Source organism: Streptomyces neyagawaensis (assembly GCF_023516595.1).
Taxonomy (GTDB): domain Bacteria; phylum Actinomycetota; class Actinomycetes; order Streptomycetales; family Streptomycetaceae; genus Streptomyces; species Streptomyces neyagawaensis.
The window spans coordinates 12,867-28,819 of record NZ_JAMGBG010000189.1 but is presented as its reverse complement, the minus strand read 5'-3'; the positions used below and the strand labels follow the sequence as shown (position 1 = coordinate 28,819).

Sequence of the window (15,953 nt, the reverse complement as noted above, 5' to 3'; positions counted from 1 at the left end):
GCCCGTGGCGGCAACGGCGGCGACGGAGGCCGCGGCGGCAGCGGCGGCGGAGGCCGCAGCAGTGACGGCGGCAGCGGAGGCCGCAATGGCGGCGGAGCCGCTCCGCCCGCTCCCGCCGCGCTCGCCGCGAAGGTGCGGACGCTCGCGCCGTCCATGACCCGGTCCATGCAGCGCGTCGCGGAGGCGGTCGCGAGCGACCCGGCCGCGTGCGCGGCGCTCACCGTCACCGGCCTCGCCGAACTCACCGGCACCAGCGAGGCGACGGTCGTCCGCACGGCCCGGCTCCTCGGCTACCCCGGCTACCGCGACCTGCGCCTCGCCCTCGCCGGTCTCGCCGCCCACCAGCAGTCGGGCCGCGCGCCCTCCGTCACCGCCGACATCGCGGTGGACGACCCGCTCCCCGATGTCGTCGCCAAGCTCGCCTACGACGAGCAGCAGACCCTCGCGGACACGGCGGCCGGACTGGACATGGTGCAGTTGGGCGCGGCGGTCCGGGCGCTGGCCGGGGCCCGCCGGACGGACGTGTACGGGGTCGGGGCGTCGGGCCTGGTCGCGCAGGACCTCACGCAGAAGCTGCTGCGCATAGGGCTGATAGCCCAGGCGCACAGCGACCCGCACCTCGCCGTCACCAACGCGGTGCAGCTCCGCGCGAAGGACGTGGCCATCGCGATCACCCACTCCGGTTCGACGGGCGACGTCATCGAACCGCTGCGGGTCGCCTTCGACCACGGCGCGACGACGATCGCGATCACCGGACGGCCCGACGGACCGGTCTCCCAGTACGCCGACCACGTCCTGACGACGTCGACGGCACGGGAGAGCGAGCTGCGGCCGGCGGCGATGTCGTCCCGGACCAGTCAACTGCTGGTGGTGGACTGCCTGTTCATAGGGGTGGCCCAGCGGACGTACGAGTCCGCGGCGCCCGCGCTGTCGGCGTCGTACGAGGCGCTGGCGCACCGCCACAGGAGCGGAGGGCCTTCGCGGTAGGCGAGGACGGAGCACCGCAGTCGTCGCATCCTCCCGGCCCGCCCTCCGGGGACGCCGATCGCACCGTACGAAATGAGTCACCGCATGCCTTCCCTGCCTTCCCTCCCCTACGGCTCCACCCCGAACGACCTCGCCGTACGCGCGGAGCTGGAGTCGCTGACGACCGAGGCGTTCCGCCCCGACCTGGCGGACATCGACCAGTTGCCGACCCTGGACATCGCGAAGCTGATGAACGGCGAGGACGCGGCCGTGCCGACGGCGGTGGCCGCGCGGTTGCCGCTGATCGCGGCGGCGATCGACGCGATCGCGGAGCGGATGGCGCGGGGCGGCCGTCTGATCTACGCGGGGGCGGGCACGGCCGGACGGCTCGGTGTCCTCGACGCGTCCGAGTGCCCGCCGACCTTCAACACGGCCCCCTCCCAGGTGCTGGGCCTGATCGCCGGCGGCCGGGAGGCGGTGATCACGTCGATCGAGGGCGCGGAGGACTCGGCGGACCTGGCCCGCGCGGACCTCGGCGCGCTGGCGCTGACCCCCGACGACACGGTGGTGGGCGTCTCGGCCTCCGGCCGCACGCCGTACGCGATCGGCGCCGTCGAGTACGCCCGCGATCGGGGCGCCCTGACCGTGGGCCTCGCCTGCAACGCGTCCAGCGCGCTCGCCGCGGCCGCCGACCACGGCATCGAGGTCGTCGTGGGCCCCGAGCTGGTGACGGGCTCCACCCGCCTGAAGGCGGGCACCGCCCAGAAGCTGGTCCTCAACATGCTCTCGACGATCACGATGATCCGCCTGGGCAAGACCTACGGGAACCTGATGGTCGACGTCCGCGCCACCAACGACAAACTCCGGGCCCGCTCCCACCGCATCGTCGCGCTCGCGACGGGCGCGACGGACGAGGAGATCGACAAGGCCCTGACCGCCGCGAACGGCGAGGTCAAAACAGCCATCCTCACCCTCCTGAGCAACACCGACGCCCCCACGGCGACCCGCCTGCTCCAGAAGAACCAGGGCCACCTCCGAGCGGCCCTGGCAGCGGCGACGACGTCGACGACGGGCTGAGGGACGCCCCCCGGCGGATGACCAGCGGGGTTACGACACGGCAGCCGTGAACGCCTCCCGGTGGTCGCGCGCCCAGCGCTCGAACGTGCCCGCCGGTCGGCCGAGCACCCGCGGCACATGGTCGGTGACGTAGGCCGCACCACCGGCGCGGGCCCAGCCGATGCCCGTGCGCATCCCGGCCGGCAGCCCGTCGAGGGGGCCCGCGTCGGTGGTCCTGACCGGACGTTCCAGCACGCGTTCCAGGATCGCCGCCTGGTCCGCGAACGTCAGCAGCTCCGGCCCCGTCAGGTCGTACCGCCGCCCGTCGTGCGCGTCGCCGGTGAGCGCGTCGACGGCGACGGCGGCCACGTCCCGTGGGTCGACCACGGCCTGCCGGGCGTCACCGGTCATGTCCGGGATCGGCTCGCCGGCCTGGATCGCCGCCCGGTACCAGAGGAGATTCGACGCGAAACTCGGCGGGCGGAGCATCGTCCAGACGAACCCGTCGGCCTCGATCGCCTCCTCTGCCGCGAGGTGCCACGCGCCGACCGTCGCGCCCTCGAACCGCTCGCCGCTGCCGATCGCGGACAGCTTGACGATCTTCCTGACGCCCGCCGCCCGCGCGGCCGTCAGCAGGGCCAGATCGTGGTCCGCGGTCGGCACGGGCGGCACGGTCACCAGGAAGACCGAGTCGACACCGGCCACCGCGTCCGCCAGCGACGCCGGGTCCTCGAAGTCGGCCCGCACCCCGCCGGGCCGCTCACGGCGGGACATCGCCCGAAACGGCACACCCCGCTCGGTGAGCAGACGAACGACATGACTACCGATGGTGCCGGTGGCACCCGTAACAAGGATCATGCTCCGACGATGTCAGCGCCCCGAGGCCGCCCTATAGGAAGTTTCGGCACTATCGTGAGCCGCGTGCGCTCACTCGACGTGCCGCCCACCCTGACCCGCTGGGTGACCGGGATCGATGTCGCCGCGGCGGCCGGTTCGCCGGTGGTCGACGTGCCCGATCACGCCACCACGCTTCTCCTGCGCGTGGACAGGCGTGAGTTGATCGTCATGGGCCCCCGCACCAGGGCCGCCTACCACGTCGGTATGCCCGGCCGTTCGTGCGTACGGGTGCGGATGCGGCCAGGTCGCGCGCGAGTCCTGCTCGGCCGTCCCCTGCGGGACCTGGCGGACCGGACGCTGCCCCTCCGGGCGTTGCCGGGCCTGGACGTCGACCGGTTCGCCGCCGACCCGGTCGCCGCGCTCGAAGAAGCAGTGGCCGACCGCCCCGAACCCGCACACCGGCTCGACGAGGCGGCCCGCCTGCTGACCGTGGTCGGCGTCGCCACGACCGCGGCCCGCCTGCACATCAGCGAGCGCCGGCTGCACACCCTGTTCACCGACGGCACGGGTCTGTCCCCCAAACGCTTCGCCCGCATCGACCGGCTCCGCACGGTGCTCGCTGCGGACACCGGCCGATGGTCCGACATCGCGGCCATGGCGGGCTACTACGACCAGTCCCACATGACAGCGGAGTTCCGCCACTTCATGGGCGTCCCCCCGGCCGCGTTCACAGCGGGCCGACACCCGACGGCCAGCCCGTGCACGGCCTGAGAGGACGGCGGCGGGGGCACGGAGGGGGCGGCAGCCCCCGAAGGGGCGCGGGGAACTGCGCGACCAGCCACGACGGACCGCAAGCATCCCCACCCACCCAAAGCACCCCTCTCCACTGAACGCGGGGGCCCGGGGGCGGCAGCCCCCGAAGGCAGGCCCGGGGTCGAAGGGGCAGCGCCCCTGGGGATGGGACGGGTAGGGGCGGCGGGGGCGGAAAACCCCGTTGTCAGTGTGGTGTGGCACCGTGGTGAGGTCTGCCCACAGCCGCCACCCCGGGAAAGGCCCGAGCCCCGTGAACCATGCCCAGCTCACCGCCCTCGGCCGAGCCCTACGCGTCCTCGGGGAGCACGGCGACGCCCTGACCGCCGACACCCCCGACGCCCGCCTGCACGAGGTGAAGGCGGACCTCAAGCGCGCCCTGGAGCTGCTGGACGAGACGGTCACGACGGCCGCTCCCACCACCCGCTGCCCCGAGCACCCGAACGGCCCGGTGGACGAGGAGGCCCCCGACCGCTGCCTCCTCTGCGAGACCCGCCGCCGCACCGCCCGCCGCTCGCAGCTGAACGACAGCTACGGCGGGCCCCGCCCCACGTCCCCCACCACCCCGTCCCCCTCCCGCTACGGCGTCCGGGACGACCGCCCCGAACCCCAGCAGCGCTGGCTCCCGGAGGCGTGGAACGGCCAGGTGTGGCAGCTGTGCGGCACACCGCGCCGCGACCGCCGCGAGGCCGAGCTGTATCTCACCGCCCAGCGCCGGGGCCCGCGCCCCGCCATCGCGTACCGCTTGGTCCACGAGTTCACCGACTACGACGTCCTGCGCATCTGGGGCGAGCCGGTCCGCCGGGACATCGAGCCGATGGGGAACCTCTGAGGTCCTGACGTCGTGGGGTCCTGGTACTGACGCCCCCGGCGGGGCGGGGGCGTCCCCTGCGGTCTACGCCCTCGTCAGGCGAGCACGCGGTCGGCGGTGAGCTTGCGCGGCGTGTCCGCGAGGAGCGCGCGCAGTCGTGCCGCTGGCAGCGGGGTGCCGGGGTCGTCGATGGCAGGCGCCTCGAGCGGGGCGCCGGCGCGGATGGCCTCGGCCAGCCGCGCCCATGCGGCCCTCGTGGCATCGGGGTCGGTGAAGTAGGGCGCCCCGTAGGCGTCGGTCTCCGGCTCGAAGCGCCAGCTGTCGGCCAGCGTGCCCACGTCGACGGTGTCGAACCCGAGCCGGCTGATCAGCTCGACCGCGCTCGCCCTGGCCTCCGGGTCGTCACCCGCTATGGGCAGGGCGGTGCGGTCGGCGGCGCCTAAGGGGCGGGCGAGGGAGGCGATGTGGACGTCGCTGATGTTGTTGAACGCCTTGATGAGCTTCGCGCCGACCAGGTGCTCCTGGACGAGTTCGCTGGTCGTGGTCTTGCCCGAGTCGAGGACCTCGATGGTGCCGTCGCGCATCGGGTAGTAGTTGCTCGTGTCGAGCATGACCTTGCCCGCCAGCGCGCCGGCGGGCAGGTCCCGGTAGGCGGACAGCGGGACGCTCACCAGCACCCAGTCGCCCGCGCGGGCCGCCTCCTCCGGCGTCGCGGCACGGGCCCGCCCGCCGAGTTCGGCCACCGCCTCCGCGAGGGTCTCGGGGCCACGGGAGTTGGACAGGACGACGTCGATACCGGCCGCGACCGCGAGCCTGGCCACGGCCGTGCCGATCTTGCCGCTGCCGATGATGCCGAGTGTTGCCATGAAGGGGTCTCCTCATCTCGCGCGGACCGTGAGGTCCAGCGGTGGCGGTGCGGGGAAGCGGCGCCAGGGCGGAAGCGGGCAGGCGAAAGCGGGCAGGCCGAAGCCCGGACCCGCCACTCCACCAAAGCGGAGCAAGCGCTCCCTTTGAACGTAACACAACCGGAGCAAGTGCTCCGTAAAACGGGAGTGCGCGTACCCTGAATGCCGTGACCCTCGCCGACCAGCCGACCCGCACCACCGAAGCGCCCCCCGGCGCCGGGACGGCCGCCGCTCCCGCGCAGCCCGCCAAGCGGGGCCGCCGCGCCGACGCCGAGCGCAATCGCGCCGCGATCCTGGAGGCGGCGGGCGCGGTCTTCGCGGAACAGGGCTGCGCCGTCGACGTCCGCGAGATCGCCCGGCGCAGCGGCGTCGGCATGGGCACGCTCTACCGTCACTTCCCGACCAAGGACGACCTGCTCGCCACCGTCCTGGAGCAGGAGTACACCGCCTGGCTCACCGACGCCCACCAGCGGGCCTCGGCCACCAAGGACCCCTGGCAGGCCCTGGCCGGGTTCTTCGAGCAGATGCTCACCACGCAGTCGCACAACCGCGCCGTCATCGAGAGCTACGCCTCCACCGGCGGCCCCTCCGAATGCGCCCAGCGCTGCTACGCCCTCATCGACTACCTGCGCACGCGCTGCCTGGACGCCGGCCTCCTGCGCCCCGACGTCACCACCGCCGACCTGGTCCTGCTCAGCGGCTCCCTCAGCCAGGCCGTCCTGACCACCGGCGACACCCACCCCGGCCAGTGGCGCCGCCTCCTGCACATCTCCCTCGACGGCCTCAGCAGCCGCAACACGGAGCCACTGCCGGAACTGGCGCCCGCAGCGGACGCCCCTTGACCGACCCGGCCGCCTAGTCGACGCTCAGCTTCGTCACGCTCGACACCGACAGGTGGACCGGCAGGGCTCCCGTGTTCACCTGGGCGGCCAGTTGCTGGGCCCGCTGCTTGGTGAAGTTGCCGGAGATCTCGGCCTTGCCGCCGGTGATCGGGCCGTACACCTCAGGTGCGGACAGCACGACACCGTCGAGGACGATGGCGAACTGGTTCTGGGGCGCCGGCTGCGCCGACAACTGCCCCGTGATGTCGGCGAACTTCGCCCCGCCCGCAGCGGTGAAGTCCAGCTTCACGAACCAGCCGCCGCCCCGCTCCGCGTCGTACGCGGCCTCCGCCTCGGACACGTCCGTACCGGCCACGGCGACCGGCCCGAGCTGGTACGTGGAGACGGTGCCCAGGTACTCCCCGCACGCGGTGAGCGGGTCCGACGAGGGCCCCTCCACCGCGTCCGGGCACTTCTCCACACCCGGCTCGGCGGCCGTGCTCAGCACCGGCCGGAACGCCAGCTCCGCCGGCTGTCCCAGCGCCTCCAGCGTCTCCTGCCGGGCGGCCGGACCGGACACCGTGATCTGGCTCTTGTCCTCGACGGTCACCTTCACGCCACCCAGCCCGGCCTTCGTCGCCCGGTCCCGGATCAGCTCGGCGGTCCGCTCCAACGTCTGCGGGCTCACGGGTTCCTGCGGCATGAACGTCACGTGGGCCTGCCTGCCGCCGGACTCCCCGTCACCCCCGGCCTTCCCGGAGGTCGACGCGGACGCCGACTTCCCCGGCTTCCCCGACCGACGCCCGTCCGAGTCACCCGAGTCACCCGACCCACCGCACCCGCACACCAGCGCGACCAGACACGCCACCCCGAGCACCCTGCGCAACGCCATCCCGTCCCCCATCCCCCGACGCTCCATGACCGCCCATCGTGGCACGAAGAACCCGCAACGGGGCACCCTTACGCCAAGTGCCACCAAGCACTCAACACGGCAACCGCCCCTGCGCGTTGACGTGTCGCACCCGAGCGCGCAGCACGTCTCCCGGCGTCGCCTCCCGCAGCGAGCCGGGAGGGCAGTCCCACTCCCGGCCGCCCCCGACCGGTCTCAGCTGGACGTAGCCGCCCTCCTCCCCCATCACCTCGCCGAGCCGCCCGTCCCGTACGTCCACGGCGTACGACCGCCGCGCGGTCACGTCTCCGCCGCCTTGCGCAGAACGGCGGCGAGCCGGGCGGCGACGGTCATGTTGCAGCACCCCAGCCGCACGAGGGGGAACGGCTGTTCGCTCGCCCCGGTCACCGGGTCGATGCCCAGCGACGGCAGGATGATGCCGACGGCGCGCAACGCCTGGTCGAGCTGTTCGACGGCTTCCTCGGTCGTCAGGGCGAGCAGCCGCTCGGGGCGCCGCCGTCCGTTCGCCGCGGCTGTTCTGTTCTTCACGGCCACTTCCTCCACGCTGGGTTGCAGATTCACCACACAGCGTGTCCGAGGGGTGTCTAGCCTGGCCAGATACGACGCCCCAACAGGGGGACTGCTGGACAGGGGAGCACGACCATGCCCGGACCGAAGGACCTCGACCCGTCGTCATCACCCCGCGCGCTCCTGGGCGCGGAGCTCCGCCACGCCAGGGAGAAGGCGGGCCTCAGCCAGGAGGACCTGGGCCAACGACTGTTCGTGAGCGGCTCGTTCGTGGGCCAGCTGGAGTCGGCGGTACGGCGCATGCAGCCGGAGATCGCGCGCCTGATCGACCTCGCGCTGGGTACGGGGGACTTCTTCCTGCGGAACTGCAGGGCGACGTCCAAGTCCAAGTACCCCGAGCACTTCGCGGAAGCCGCGGAGGCGGAGGCAGAGGCGACCGAGATCAGGGAGTACGCACCGCTGCTCATCCCAGGGCTGCTGCAAGCGCCGGTGTACACACGGGCCGTGTGCCGCGCGTATCAGCCAACCGCGCCGGAGAGCGTGATCGATGAGTTGGTGACGGCTCGCGGGGAACGGGCCCGCATCCTCGAAGATCCAACCGAACCTCTGTTGTGGGCGGTGCTGGACGAAGCCGCGTTACGACGCGTGACCGGCGGGCGCGAGGTGATGGCGGCGGCCCTGCGCCACATCGTCGGCCTCATCCGCCGAAGCCGGGTCGTCGTACAGGTGCTGCCGTTCGAGGCGGGAGCGCACGCGGCGATGCAGGGGGCCATCAAGTTGATGGACTTCCCGGACGCCCCACCGCTCGTCTACTACGAGGGAGTTGGCACCGGACGGCTGGAGGACGACCCGGCCACCGTCCGGCACCAGCGACGCACCTACGAGTTCCTCACCGCCGCCGCGCTCTCGCCTGAGAAGTCCCTGGTCATGCTGGAAGCCATGGCCCAGGATTACACGCATGAGGAGCATCCCTGAGTACGACCTGGCCACCGCAACCTGGCACAAGTCGACCTACAGCGGCGGCGACGGCGGCAACTGCCTGGAGGTCGCTCGCTGGCGGAAGTCCACGTACAGCGAAGGCAGCGGCGGCAACTGCCTCGAGGTCGCCGACGGCGTCCCCACCTTCGTGCCCGTCCGCGACTCAAAGACCCCCCTCGGTCCGGCGCTCGTGTTCCGGGCCGAGGCGTGGTCCCTGTTCGTCGAAGACCTGAGGCGGCGCTAGGCGAAGACGGCCTCCGCCAGGCGTGTCACCTGGTCGGGGTCGGCCGCCCAGCAGTAGAGGATCACCTCGTCCGCCCCGATCCCGGCGTACCCGGCGACCACCGCCCGGATCGCGTCCGGTGTGGTGAGGAGCCCCTCCGCCATGTACGCGCCGCGCCCACTGAACTCGTAGTAGCGCAGCAGGTTCGCGCGGGCGTCGGCCACCACGGACGGCGCCCCCAGCGCGACGCTGGCCTGGGCCACGAGCTTCGGGCGCCCCTCCCTGCCGTACTTCTCCCACGCCGTCTCGACGTCGCGGAACATCCGGTCCATGTACGCCGGGGGCAGCGCCGCCCCGAGGAAGCCGTCGCCCCACCGGGCGACGCGTTCGAGCGCGGCGGGGGCGAAGCCGCCGAAGAGGACCTCGGGGCCGCCGGGGGTGGCGGGCAGTGGCCCGACCGCGCCGACGCCCTCGGCGTACGGTCGGCCGGCCCACGCCCACCTCAACTGCTCGATCTGCTCGTCGAGTCGGCGTCCACGCCGCCGGATGTCGATGCCCGCGACCCGGCAGTCGTCCTCGCGCCCGCCGATCCCGATGCCGAGCGTGAAGCGCCCGCCGGACATCCGGTCGAGCGTGGCCGTCTGCTTGGCGAGGATCGCGGTGTTGTAGTGCGGGGCGAGAAGCACCTCGGTCTGGACGCGGACACGGCTCGTCGCTCCGGCGAGGGCGGACAGGGCGACCAGCGGGTCGGGGTTGTCGTAGACGAGACGGTCCAGCAGTCCGACTGTGGAGAAGGGCGAGTCGTCGGCGAGCCGAGCCCAGGTCAGCAGTCCGGCGGGGTCGTCGACGGGCAGACCGAGCCCAACGGGCACGGACACAGGCGTGGACACGGGTACGGAAACGGGGCTCATGACAGAGCACTCCTGAACGGTAGAAGGGCAGGGCAAAGTCACTGCCGCCCCTCCATGGCCCGCACCGTCTCGCGCGGTTGCTCCCGTTCTGCGGCGTACTTCTGGAGAGCGTGTTCGTCAGAGTGCGGCCACCGTACGCGGGAGCCGCCCCACCCGGCGAGCGAATTAACGGCCCGCCAAGCCGCCCCGAGGCTCAAGCCCCGAGCTTCGAGCCCTCTTTTCAAGGAATGGGAGGTGGGCCTCAACCCACCCTCCCACCCGCCATGTTGACGTCCCGCGTTCAAGTTGCCACGCACGGTGATCGTGCTGATAGCGTGCGCGCAGACGAAACAGCCCCCGTCAAGTGCGCCAACACCTGCGGGGGCCTGACCTACAAGATCGAAGAGGATTTCGATCCGATGGCTGATGCCAAGTTTAGTAGCGCTCCCCTCCCCGCGCACGCGTCCCCGCCCCCCTCCCTCCCCCACCCGATGGCCAACCCGGGCTACGCCAAGCGCACCACCCCCGGCCAACACCCCCGCTCCGCGCACGACTTCGCGCACCTTCCGTCCCGCGAAGCAGCGATCGCCGCGTACATCGACCGGCTCCCCGACGGCGCCGACATCTCCGTGAAGACGCTTGCCAAGACGCTCCCGTACGGCCAGTGCGCGCTGCGTACGGCCCTCAACAGGCTTCAGCAGGCAGGTCACTTGCGCCGGGGGCGCGAACATCTGACCGTCGAGTCGGGCAGTGCCCGGTGGATCACCCGATCGTGGTTCTCCCGAACCGCGCGGGACGACGACTGGTGGGCGAGCTTCACACGGGGCGGCGTACCGGAGGCGCAGCGGGAGGACCCCGAGCGTGGCCGCCCGACCCGGTCCCGGGCCCACATCCTTCTCGCGGCCCTCGGCCGTACGACCCCGTCCCTGTCCCTCTCCCAGGCGGACTGCGCGGCCCTGGCCCCGCTCCTGGTGCCCTGGTTCGAGCGCGGCGCCACGGACGAGACGATCCGCCAGGCGCTCACCACGGGCCTCCCCACCCCGGTCCACAGCCCGGCGGCCCTCCTCCGCACCCGCCTCACCAGCAAGCTCCCGCCGGAACCGGAACCGGAGCCGGAACCCGTACGGCCGCCCCTGCGCATGCTGGAGTGCGCCACCTGCCGCACCCCGGGCCGCCCGGACGCCCTGCCGGGCGGCACCTGCGGCGCCTGCCGGGGCGAACGCGCCCCCACCCGCCACAAGGCGCCCCTCCCGGCTGCCTCGGTCCACGCCCGCGCGGCGGAGATCCGTGCGGCGATGTCCCTGAAGCCACGAGAGAGGACACCCGTATGACCGCTCCTACGGTCCGCCGCCACCCTGCCGGGGCACGATGGGAGGAAGGAGGCGACACCATGACCCCTGACACCGCTGAGCACCCGCAGATGTCCGTCGAGGACTTCGAGGAACTCGTTCGCAGGGCCCCCAGGGAGCTGCGGAACCGGCTGGAGTTCCTCGGCGGGAGGCTGTGCGTCCGGCACGGCCCGCTCGATGTCGACGAGTTCGAGGAGCTGGCCGCCGCGGCCCCGGAAACCGTACGGCTCGAGTACATCAGCGGAAAGGTAGTAGTCAAGGCCATGCCGGACGGCAACCACGGCGAGATCTTCATGTGGCTGCTGCGCCAGTGCATGCAGCAGCGCCCCGAGCTGAACCTCATGCCTGAGCGGGGCGTCAAGGCCGAGGCATACCGCAAGGGCCGCGCCCTCACGGACGGCTTCCTGGCGCCGGAGGGCCACTTCAGGGGCCATGGCAACTGGTCCGACCCCGACGGCGCCCTCATGGCCGTGGAGATCACCTCCCACGACCGGGACACCGACCGCCGCGACCCCGTGGACAAGCCCGTCGGCTACGCGGCGGCCGAGATCCCCGTCTACCTCCTCATCGACCGCGACCACCACACGGTCACCGTGTTCAGCGAACCGAAGGGCGGCCGGTACCAGCAGACCGACTCCCACTCGTGGGGCGCGGTCGTGGAGATCCCCGCTCCCGTCGGCATCACACTGGACACCGAGAAGCTCAAGGACTACGCGGACTGACCGGCCAGGCCCCTCAGCCGCCTACTTGAACGGCACGTTCACGCAGGCCAGCCGGGCACCCGCCGTCCCCGCGTGCCCCGCGTGCGTGGACGTGCTCTTCTCGTGCAGGACCACCGAGCGCGCCCCGCCCGCCCGGAACCGCCAGTCCACCGTGGCGATCGCACGCGCCGAGCCGTCCTCGTTGGTGTTCACGTCCAGCCACACCTCGTTGTCCGGGTTGGCGAACTTGGGGTCGACGGACGGCTGCACCGGGTCGGCTTGGTCCTGGTAGTGCGGCCCGGCGTCGGCGGGCAGCTTGCCGCACGGCTTGGTGTGGACGTGGGCGCCGTACGCGCGGTTCGCGACCAGGCCCCGCAGCCGCAGCTCGATGCGCGTACCGCCGTCGCGCCGCAGCTCCTCCTTGACCTGGACGCGGGCCCCGAGCGGCGCGAGCCCGGTGTCGTAGGTGACCGCCGGTGCCACGTCCGCGGTGGCCGCCGGAGCGAGCACCGACTTCACGACGACCTTGACCACGGGCTGCTCCTTCGACTCGCTGGCGTTCGCGCCGGCCGCGATACCGAGGCCGCCGGCGACCGCGCCGACGGCGGCGACGGCCGCGATGAGCCGCTTGCGCTTCAGGGTGAGCTTGTGTCGTGCCATGAGCTTGTCCAGTCCCGTTCGTGGGGGGTGAAGGGGAGCGGTCGCACAACAAAAGGCACCTCAACTGCCGCTCATCAGGTGGCAGTTGAGGTGCCCGGGCGACGCTGCGCTCATGACACTACAGCGGCGGATTCGGCGGAATTGGATCACTACCGCCGGGTACTGGGGAGACTTGGCGAAAAGTCCGGGCCCTGTGGCGTGCTCGGCTCACCGAGCCGACGGCATGCTCAGCTCAGCGAGCCCAGGGCGGCCGGCTCGAACGCCTTCAGTTCGTCGAAGCGACCGCCGAGCACCTTCGCCGCCCACTCCGGGTCCTGGAGCAGCGCACGGCCCACGGCGACGAGGTCGAACTCCTCGGCCTCCAGACCGTCGAGCAGGTCGTCGATCGCCTTGGTCGAGGACCCCTCACCGGCGAACGCGGCGATGAACTCGCCGTCCAGACCGACCGAGCCGACGGTGATGGTGGGCTTGCCGGTGAGCTTCTTCGTCCAGCCCGCGAGGTTCAGCTCGGAGCCCTCGAACTCCGCCTGCCAGTAGCGGCGCGTGGAGGCGTGGAACGCGTCGACGCCGGCCGCGACGAGCGGGCTCAGCAGCGCCTCCAGCTCCTGCGGCGTCTCGGCGAGGCGCGCGTCGTACGCCTCCTGCTTCCACTGCGAGTAGCGGAAGATGACGGGGAAGTCGGGGGACACGGAGGCCCGTACGGCCGCCACGATCTCGGCCGCGAACTTGGTGCGGGCGACGAGGTCACCGCCGTAGGCGTCGGTGCGGCGGTTGGTGCGCTCCCAGAGGAACTGGTCGACGAGGTAACCGTGGGCGCCGTGGATCTCGACGCCGTCCATGCCGACGCGCTCGGCGTCGGCGGCGGACTTGGCGAACGCGGCCACGACCTCGTCGATGTCGGCCTGCGTCATGGCGCGGCCGCCCTCGGCGGGCGTGCCGTCGACCCGCAGACCGGAGGGGCCGAGGACCGGGGCCTCCGGGAAGAGCTTGCCCTGCTGGCGGACGGTGCCGATGTGCCACAGCTGCGGCACGATCGTGCCGCCGCCGGCGTGCACGGCCTCGGCGACCTTCGCCCACCCGGCGAGCTGCTCCTCACCGGCGAACCGCGGCACACCGTCCAGGTCTCCGGCCGTCTCATGCCCGACGTAGGTGCCCTCGGTCACGATCAGGCCGACACCCGCGGCGGCCCGGCGCCCGTAGTACGAGGCGACGTCCGCACCCGGCACACCGCCGGGCGAGAAGACCCGCGTCATGGGAGCCATGGCGATCCGGTTCGGAACGGTCAGACCGTTGATCCGAACGGGCCGGGAGAGAACGTCGGCGGCACGGGAGGTGGACGCGGTGGTCACGTGGGGACTCCTCGAAGAGGTAGGGGCGCTGTATGCATGTGCATGGATCGCTGTCACTCGTCAACCTCCCCGCCCGCCGCCGCATTCCGCCGAGAACCGGCGGCTTGTGTGACCCCGGACACGCCCGAGGGCGGCACCCCCTGTCGGAACAGGGAGTGCCGCCCTCGGTACTGACGGACCGGGTCCGAACCTTCTCTCTACGAGGAGGCTCAGAAGTCCATGTCACCGCCCGGCATACCGCCACCGGCGGGCGCGGCGGCCTTCTCCGGCTTGTCGGCGATGACGGCCTCGGTGGTGAGGAACAGCGCGGCGATGGACGCGGCGTTCTGCAGGGCGGAACGCGTCACCTTCGCCGGGTCGATGATGCCGGAGGCGATCATGTCGACGTACTCACCGGTCGCGGCGTTCAGGCCGTGGCCGACCTGGAGGTTGCGGACCTTCTCCACGACGACGCCACCCTCGAGACCACCGTTGACGGCGATCTGCTTGAGCGGGGCCTCCAGGGCGAGCTTCACGGCGTTGGCGCCGGTCGCCTCGTCACCCTCCAGCTCCAGCTTCTCGAAGACCTGGGAGGCCTGGAGCAGGGCCACGCCACCACCGGCGACGATGCCCTCCTCGACGGCCGCCTTCGCGTTGCGGACGGCGTCCTCGATGCGGTGCTTGCGCTCCTTGAGCTCGACCTCGGTCGCGGCACCGGCCTTGATGACGGCCACGCCGCCCGCGAGCTTCGCCAGGCGCTCCTGGAGCTTCTCGCGGTCGTAGTCGGAGTCGCTGTTCTCGATCTCGGCGCGGATCTGGTTCACGCGGCCGGCGACCTGGTCGGCGGAGCCGGCACCGTCGACGATCGTGGTCTCGTCCTTGGTGATGACGACCTTGCGGGCGCGGCCCAGGAGGTCCAGGGTCGCGTTCTCCAGCTTGAGGCCGACCTCCTCGGAGATGACCTCGCCGCCCGTGAGGATGGCGATGTCGCCGAGCATGGCCTTGCGGCGGTCACCGAAGCCCGGGGCCTTGACGGCGACGGACTTGAAGGTGCCACGGATCTTGTTGACGACCAGGGTCGACAGGGCCTCGCCCTCGACGTCCTCGGCGATGATCAGCAGCGGCTTGCCCGACTGCATGACCTTCTCCAGGAGCGGGAGCAGGTCCTTGACGTTGGAGATCTTGGAGTTGGCGATGAGGATGTAGGGGTCCTCGAGCACCGCCTCCATGCGCTCCATGTCGGTGGCGAAGTACGCCGAGATGTAGCCCTTGTCGAAGCGCATGCCCTCGGTGAGCTCGAGCTCCAGACCGAAGGTCTGCGACTCCTCGACGGTGATGACGCCTTCCTTGCCGACCTTGTCCATGGCCTCGGCGATCAGCTCGCCGATCTGGGTGTCGGCGGCGGAGATGGAGGCCGTGGAGGCGATCTGCTCCTTGGTCTCGACCTCCTTGGCCTGGTCGAGCAGCGCACCGGAGACGGCCTCGACGGCCTTCTCGATACCGCGCTTCAGGGCCATCGGGTTGGCACCGGCGGCGACGTTGCGCAGGCCCTCGCGTACGAGCGCCTGGGCGAGGACGGTCGCGGTGGTCGTACCGTCACCGGCGACGTCGTCCGTCTTCTTGGCGACTTCCTTGACCAGCTCGGCGCCGATCTTCTCGTACGGGTCCTCGAGCTCGATCTCCTTGGCGATGGACACACCATCGTTGGTGATCGTGGGGGCGCCCCACTTCTTCTCGAGGACGACGTTGCGACCCTTGGGGCCGAGCGTCACCTTGACGGCGTCCGCGAGCTGGTTCATGCCGCGCTCGAGGCCGCGCCGCGCCTCCTCGTCGAACGCGATGATCTTGGCCATGTGAAGTGGTCCCTCCAGGACTGGGGGTGATTCCTTCGGACCGCGCCCGCGCCCGCGACGGACGGCTCGCCTGCCTCGTGGTTCCTTGCCCCACCTGGCCTGCGGGCCTCACCGACCCGGTCCTTCGTTGTCACTCTCACCTTCAGAGTGCTAACGCCAATGATTAGCACTCGGCATGGTCGAGTGCAAGCGCCTCCGGATGATCCGCAGGTGAACGCGCCCCTATGCGCCCGGTCGGCGCCCCTCCCGGACGACCAGGGGGCGGCCCGGTCACGCGGCCCGGACACGCGGAAGGGCCCGCACCCCGAGTACGGGGCGCGGACCCTCCGAGAAGAACGAAGAACGTCG

At 71.9% G+C, this 15,953-nt stretch carries 18 protein-coding genes; 9 read left to right on the top strand and 9 right to left on the bottom strand.

Features of this window, described 5'->3' with window-relative positions; translation table 11 throughout:
- Together M8J73_RS42590 and murQ are read left to right on the top strand one after the other, a co-directional pair.
- Nucleotides 1-987 (top strand): MurR/RpiR family transcriptional regulator (locus tag M8J73_RS42590; protein WP_249829846.1); only part of this gene is annotated, 987 nt, incomplete at its 5' end.
- Nucleotides 988-1,071: 84 nt separating this feature from the next.
- Nucleotides 1,072-2,043 carry an N-acetylmuramic acid 6-phosphate etherase gene (murQ, locus tag M8J73_RS42585; RefSeq protein ID WP_055539850.1) on the top strand — a complete coding sequence of 324 codons (972 nt, stop codon included), beginning with the start codon at nt 1,072-1,074 and terminating at the stop codon, nt 2,041-2,043.
- A gap of 30 nt (nt 2,044-2,073) precedes the next feature.
- Here the strand turns inward: murQ and M8J73_RS42580 are convergent, their stop codons facing one another.
- A complete protein-coding gene (locus M8J73_RS42580) occupies nt 2,074-2,880 on the bottom strand; it encodes an NAD(P)H-binding protein (RefSeq protein ID WP_249829845.1) in 807 nt (268 codons plus the stop codon).
- A gap of 63 nt (nt 2,881-2,943) precedes the next feature.
- On the opposite strand from M8J73_RS42580, the gene M8J73_RS42575 reads away from it, so the two are divergent.
- Complete coding sequence (locus tag M8J73_RS42575) at nt 2,944-3,630, top strand: helix-turn-helix domain-containing protein (RefSeq protein ID WP_249829844.1); 687 nt, start codon at nt 2,944-2,946, stop codon at nt 3,628-3,630.
- Between the two features lie 292 nt (nt 3,631-3,922).
- Nucleotides 3,923-4,501, top strand: coding sequence for a hypothetical protein (locus M8J73_RS42570; RefSeq protein ID WP_249829843.1), 579 nt, complete (start codon nt 3,923-3,925; stop codon nt 4,499-4,501).
- A 74-nt stretch (nt 4,502-4,575) separates the two neighbouring features.
- Here the strand turns inward: M8J73_RS42570 and M8J73_RS42565 are convergent, their stop codons facing one another.
- Complete coding sequence (locus M8J73_RS42565; RefSeq protein ID WP_249829842.1) at nt 4,576-5,346, bottom strand: NADPH-dependent F420 reductase; 771 nt, start codon at nt 5,344-5,346, stop codon at nt 4,576-4,578.
- 206 nt (nt 5,347-5,552) lie between these two features.
- Between M8J73_RS42565 and M8J73_RS42560 the strand changes: the two genes are divergently transcribed.
- Nucleotides 5,553-6,227 carry a TetR/AcrR family transcriptional regulator gene (locus M8J73_RS42560; RefSeq protein WP_055541748.1) on the top strand — a complete coding sequence of 225 codons (675 nt, stop codon included), beginning with the start codon at nt 5,553-5,555 and terminating at the stop codon, nt 6,225-6,227.
- 13 nt (nt 6,228-6,240) lie between these two features.
- Here the strand turns inward: M8J73_RS42560 and M8J73_RS42555 are convergent, their stop codons facing one another.
- The 3 genes from M8J73_RS42555 to M8J73_RS42545 all read right to left on the bottom strand — a co-directional run bounded on the left by M8J73_RS42555 (nt 6,241) and on the right by M8J73_RS42545 (nt 7,644).
- Nucleotides 6,241-7,125 carry a SecDF P1 head subdomain-containing protein gene (locus tag M8J73_RS42555; protein WP_249829841.1) on the bottom strand — a complete coding sequence of 295 codons (885 nt, stop codon included), beginning with the start codon at nt 7,123-7,125 and terminating at the stop codon, nt 6,241-6,243.
- A gap of 64 nt (nt 7,126-7,189) precedes the next feature.
- Nucleotides 7,190-7,399: a hypothetical protein gene (locus M8J73_RS42550; RefSeq protein ID WP_249829840.1), complete on the bottom strand. Its 210-nt coding sequence runs from the start codon at nt 7,397-7,399 to the stop codon at nt 7,190-7,192.
- Nucleotides 7,396-7,644: a hypothetical protein gene (locus tag M8J73_RS42545; protein ID WP_240501776.1), complete on the bottom strand. Its 249-nt coding sequence runs from the start codon at nt 7,642-7,644 to the stop codon at nt 7,396-7,398. The genes M8J73_RS42550 and M8J73_RS42545 overlap by 4 nt, the downstream gene beginning before the upstream one ends.
- A gap of 114 nt (nt 7,645-7,758) precedes the next feature.
- On the opposite strand from M8J73_RS42545, the gene M8J73_RS42540 reads away from it, so the two are divergent.
- Both M8J73_RS42540 and M8J73_RS42535 read left to right on the top strand, forming a co-directional pair.
- The gene (locus M8J73_RS42540) at nt 7,759-8,598 is read left to right on the top strand and encodes a helix-turn-helix domain-containing protein (RefSeq protein ID WP_055543111.1); all 840 of its coding nucleotides are present in this window, start codon (nt 7,759-7,761) and stop codon (nt 8,596-8,598) included.
- Nucleotides 8,582-8,845, top strand: coding sequence for a DUF397 domain-containing protein (locus M8J73_RS42535; RefSeq protein WP_055543112.1), 264 nt, complete (start codon nt 8,582-8,584; stop codon nt 8,843-8,845). The genes M8J73_RS42540 and M8J73_RS42535 overlap by 17 nt, the downstream gene beginning before the upstream one ends.
- Here M8J73_RS42535 and M8J73_RS42530 read toward each other — a convergent pair.
- Nucleotides 8,842-9,696, bottom strand: coding sequence for an LLM class flavin-dependent oxidoreductase (locus tag M8J73_RS42530; protein WP_055543113.1), 855 nt, complete (start codon nt 9,694-9,696; stop codon nt 8,842-8,844). The genes M8J73_RS42535 and M8J73_RS42530 overlap by 4 nt on opposite strands.
- Nucleotides 9,697-10,205: 509 nt before the next feature.
- On the opposite strand from M8J73_RS42530, the gene M8J73_RS42525 reads away from it, so the two are divergent.
- Together M8J73_RS42525 and M8J73_RS42520 are read left to right on the top strand one after the other, a co-directional pair.
- Nucleotides 10,206-11,045, top strand: coding sequence for a hypothetical protein (locus M8J73_RS42525; RefSeq protein ID WP_055540675.1), 840 nt, complete (start codon nt 10,206-10,208; stop codon nt 11,043-11,045).
- 59 nt (nt 11,046-11,104) lie between these two features.
- Nucleotides 11,105-11,785: a Uma2 family endonuclease gene (locus tag M8J73_RS42520; RefSeq protein WP_206187940.1), complete on the top strand. Its 681-nt coding sequence runs from the start codon at nt 11,105-11,107 to the stop codon at nt 11,783-11,785.
- Nucleotides 11,786-11,806: 21 nt separating this feature from the next.
- Here M8J73_RS42520 and M8J73_RS42515 read toward each other — a convergent pair whose 3' ends face one another.
- The 3 genes from M8J73_RS42515 to groL form a co-directional block, all read right to left on the bottom strand.
- Nucleotides 11,807-12,424, bottom strand: coding sequence for a superoxide dismutase family protein (locus M8J73_RS42515; RefSeq protein WP_055540674.1), 618 nt, complete (start codon nt 12,422-12,424; stop codon nt 11,807-11,809).
- A 227-nt stretch (nt 12,425-12,651) separates the two neighbouring features.
- Nucleotides 12,652-13,773, bottom strand: a complete 1,122-nt coding sequence (locus M8J73_RS42510) for an NADH:flavin oxidoreductase (protein WP_055540673.1) — start codon at nt 13,771-13,773, stop codon at nt 12,652-12,654.
- 209 nt (nt 13,774-13,982) lie between these two features.
- The gene (gene groL, locus M8J73_RS42505) at nt 13,983-15,605 is read right to left on the bottom strand and encodes a chaperonin GroEL (protein ID WP_055540672.1); all 1,623 of its coding nucleotides are present in this window, start codon (nt 15,603-15,605) and stop codon (nt 13,983-13,985) included.
- Nucleotides 15,606-15,953 lie beyond the last annotated feature (348 nt).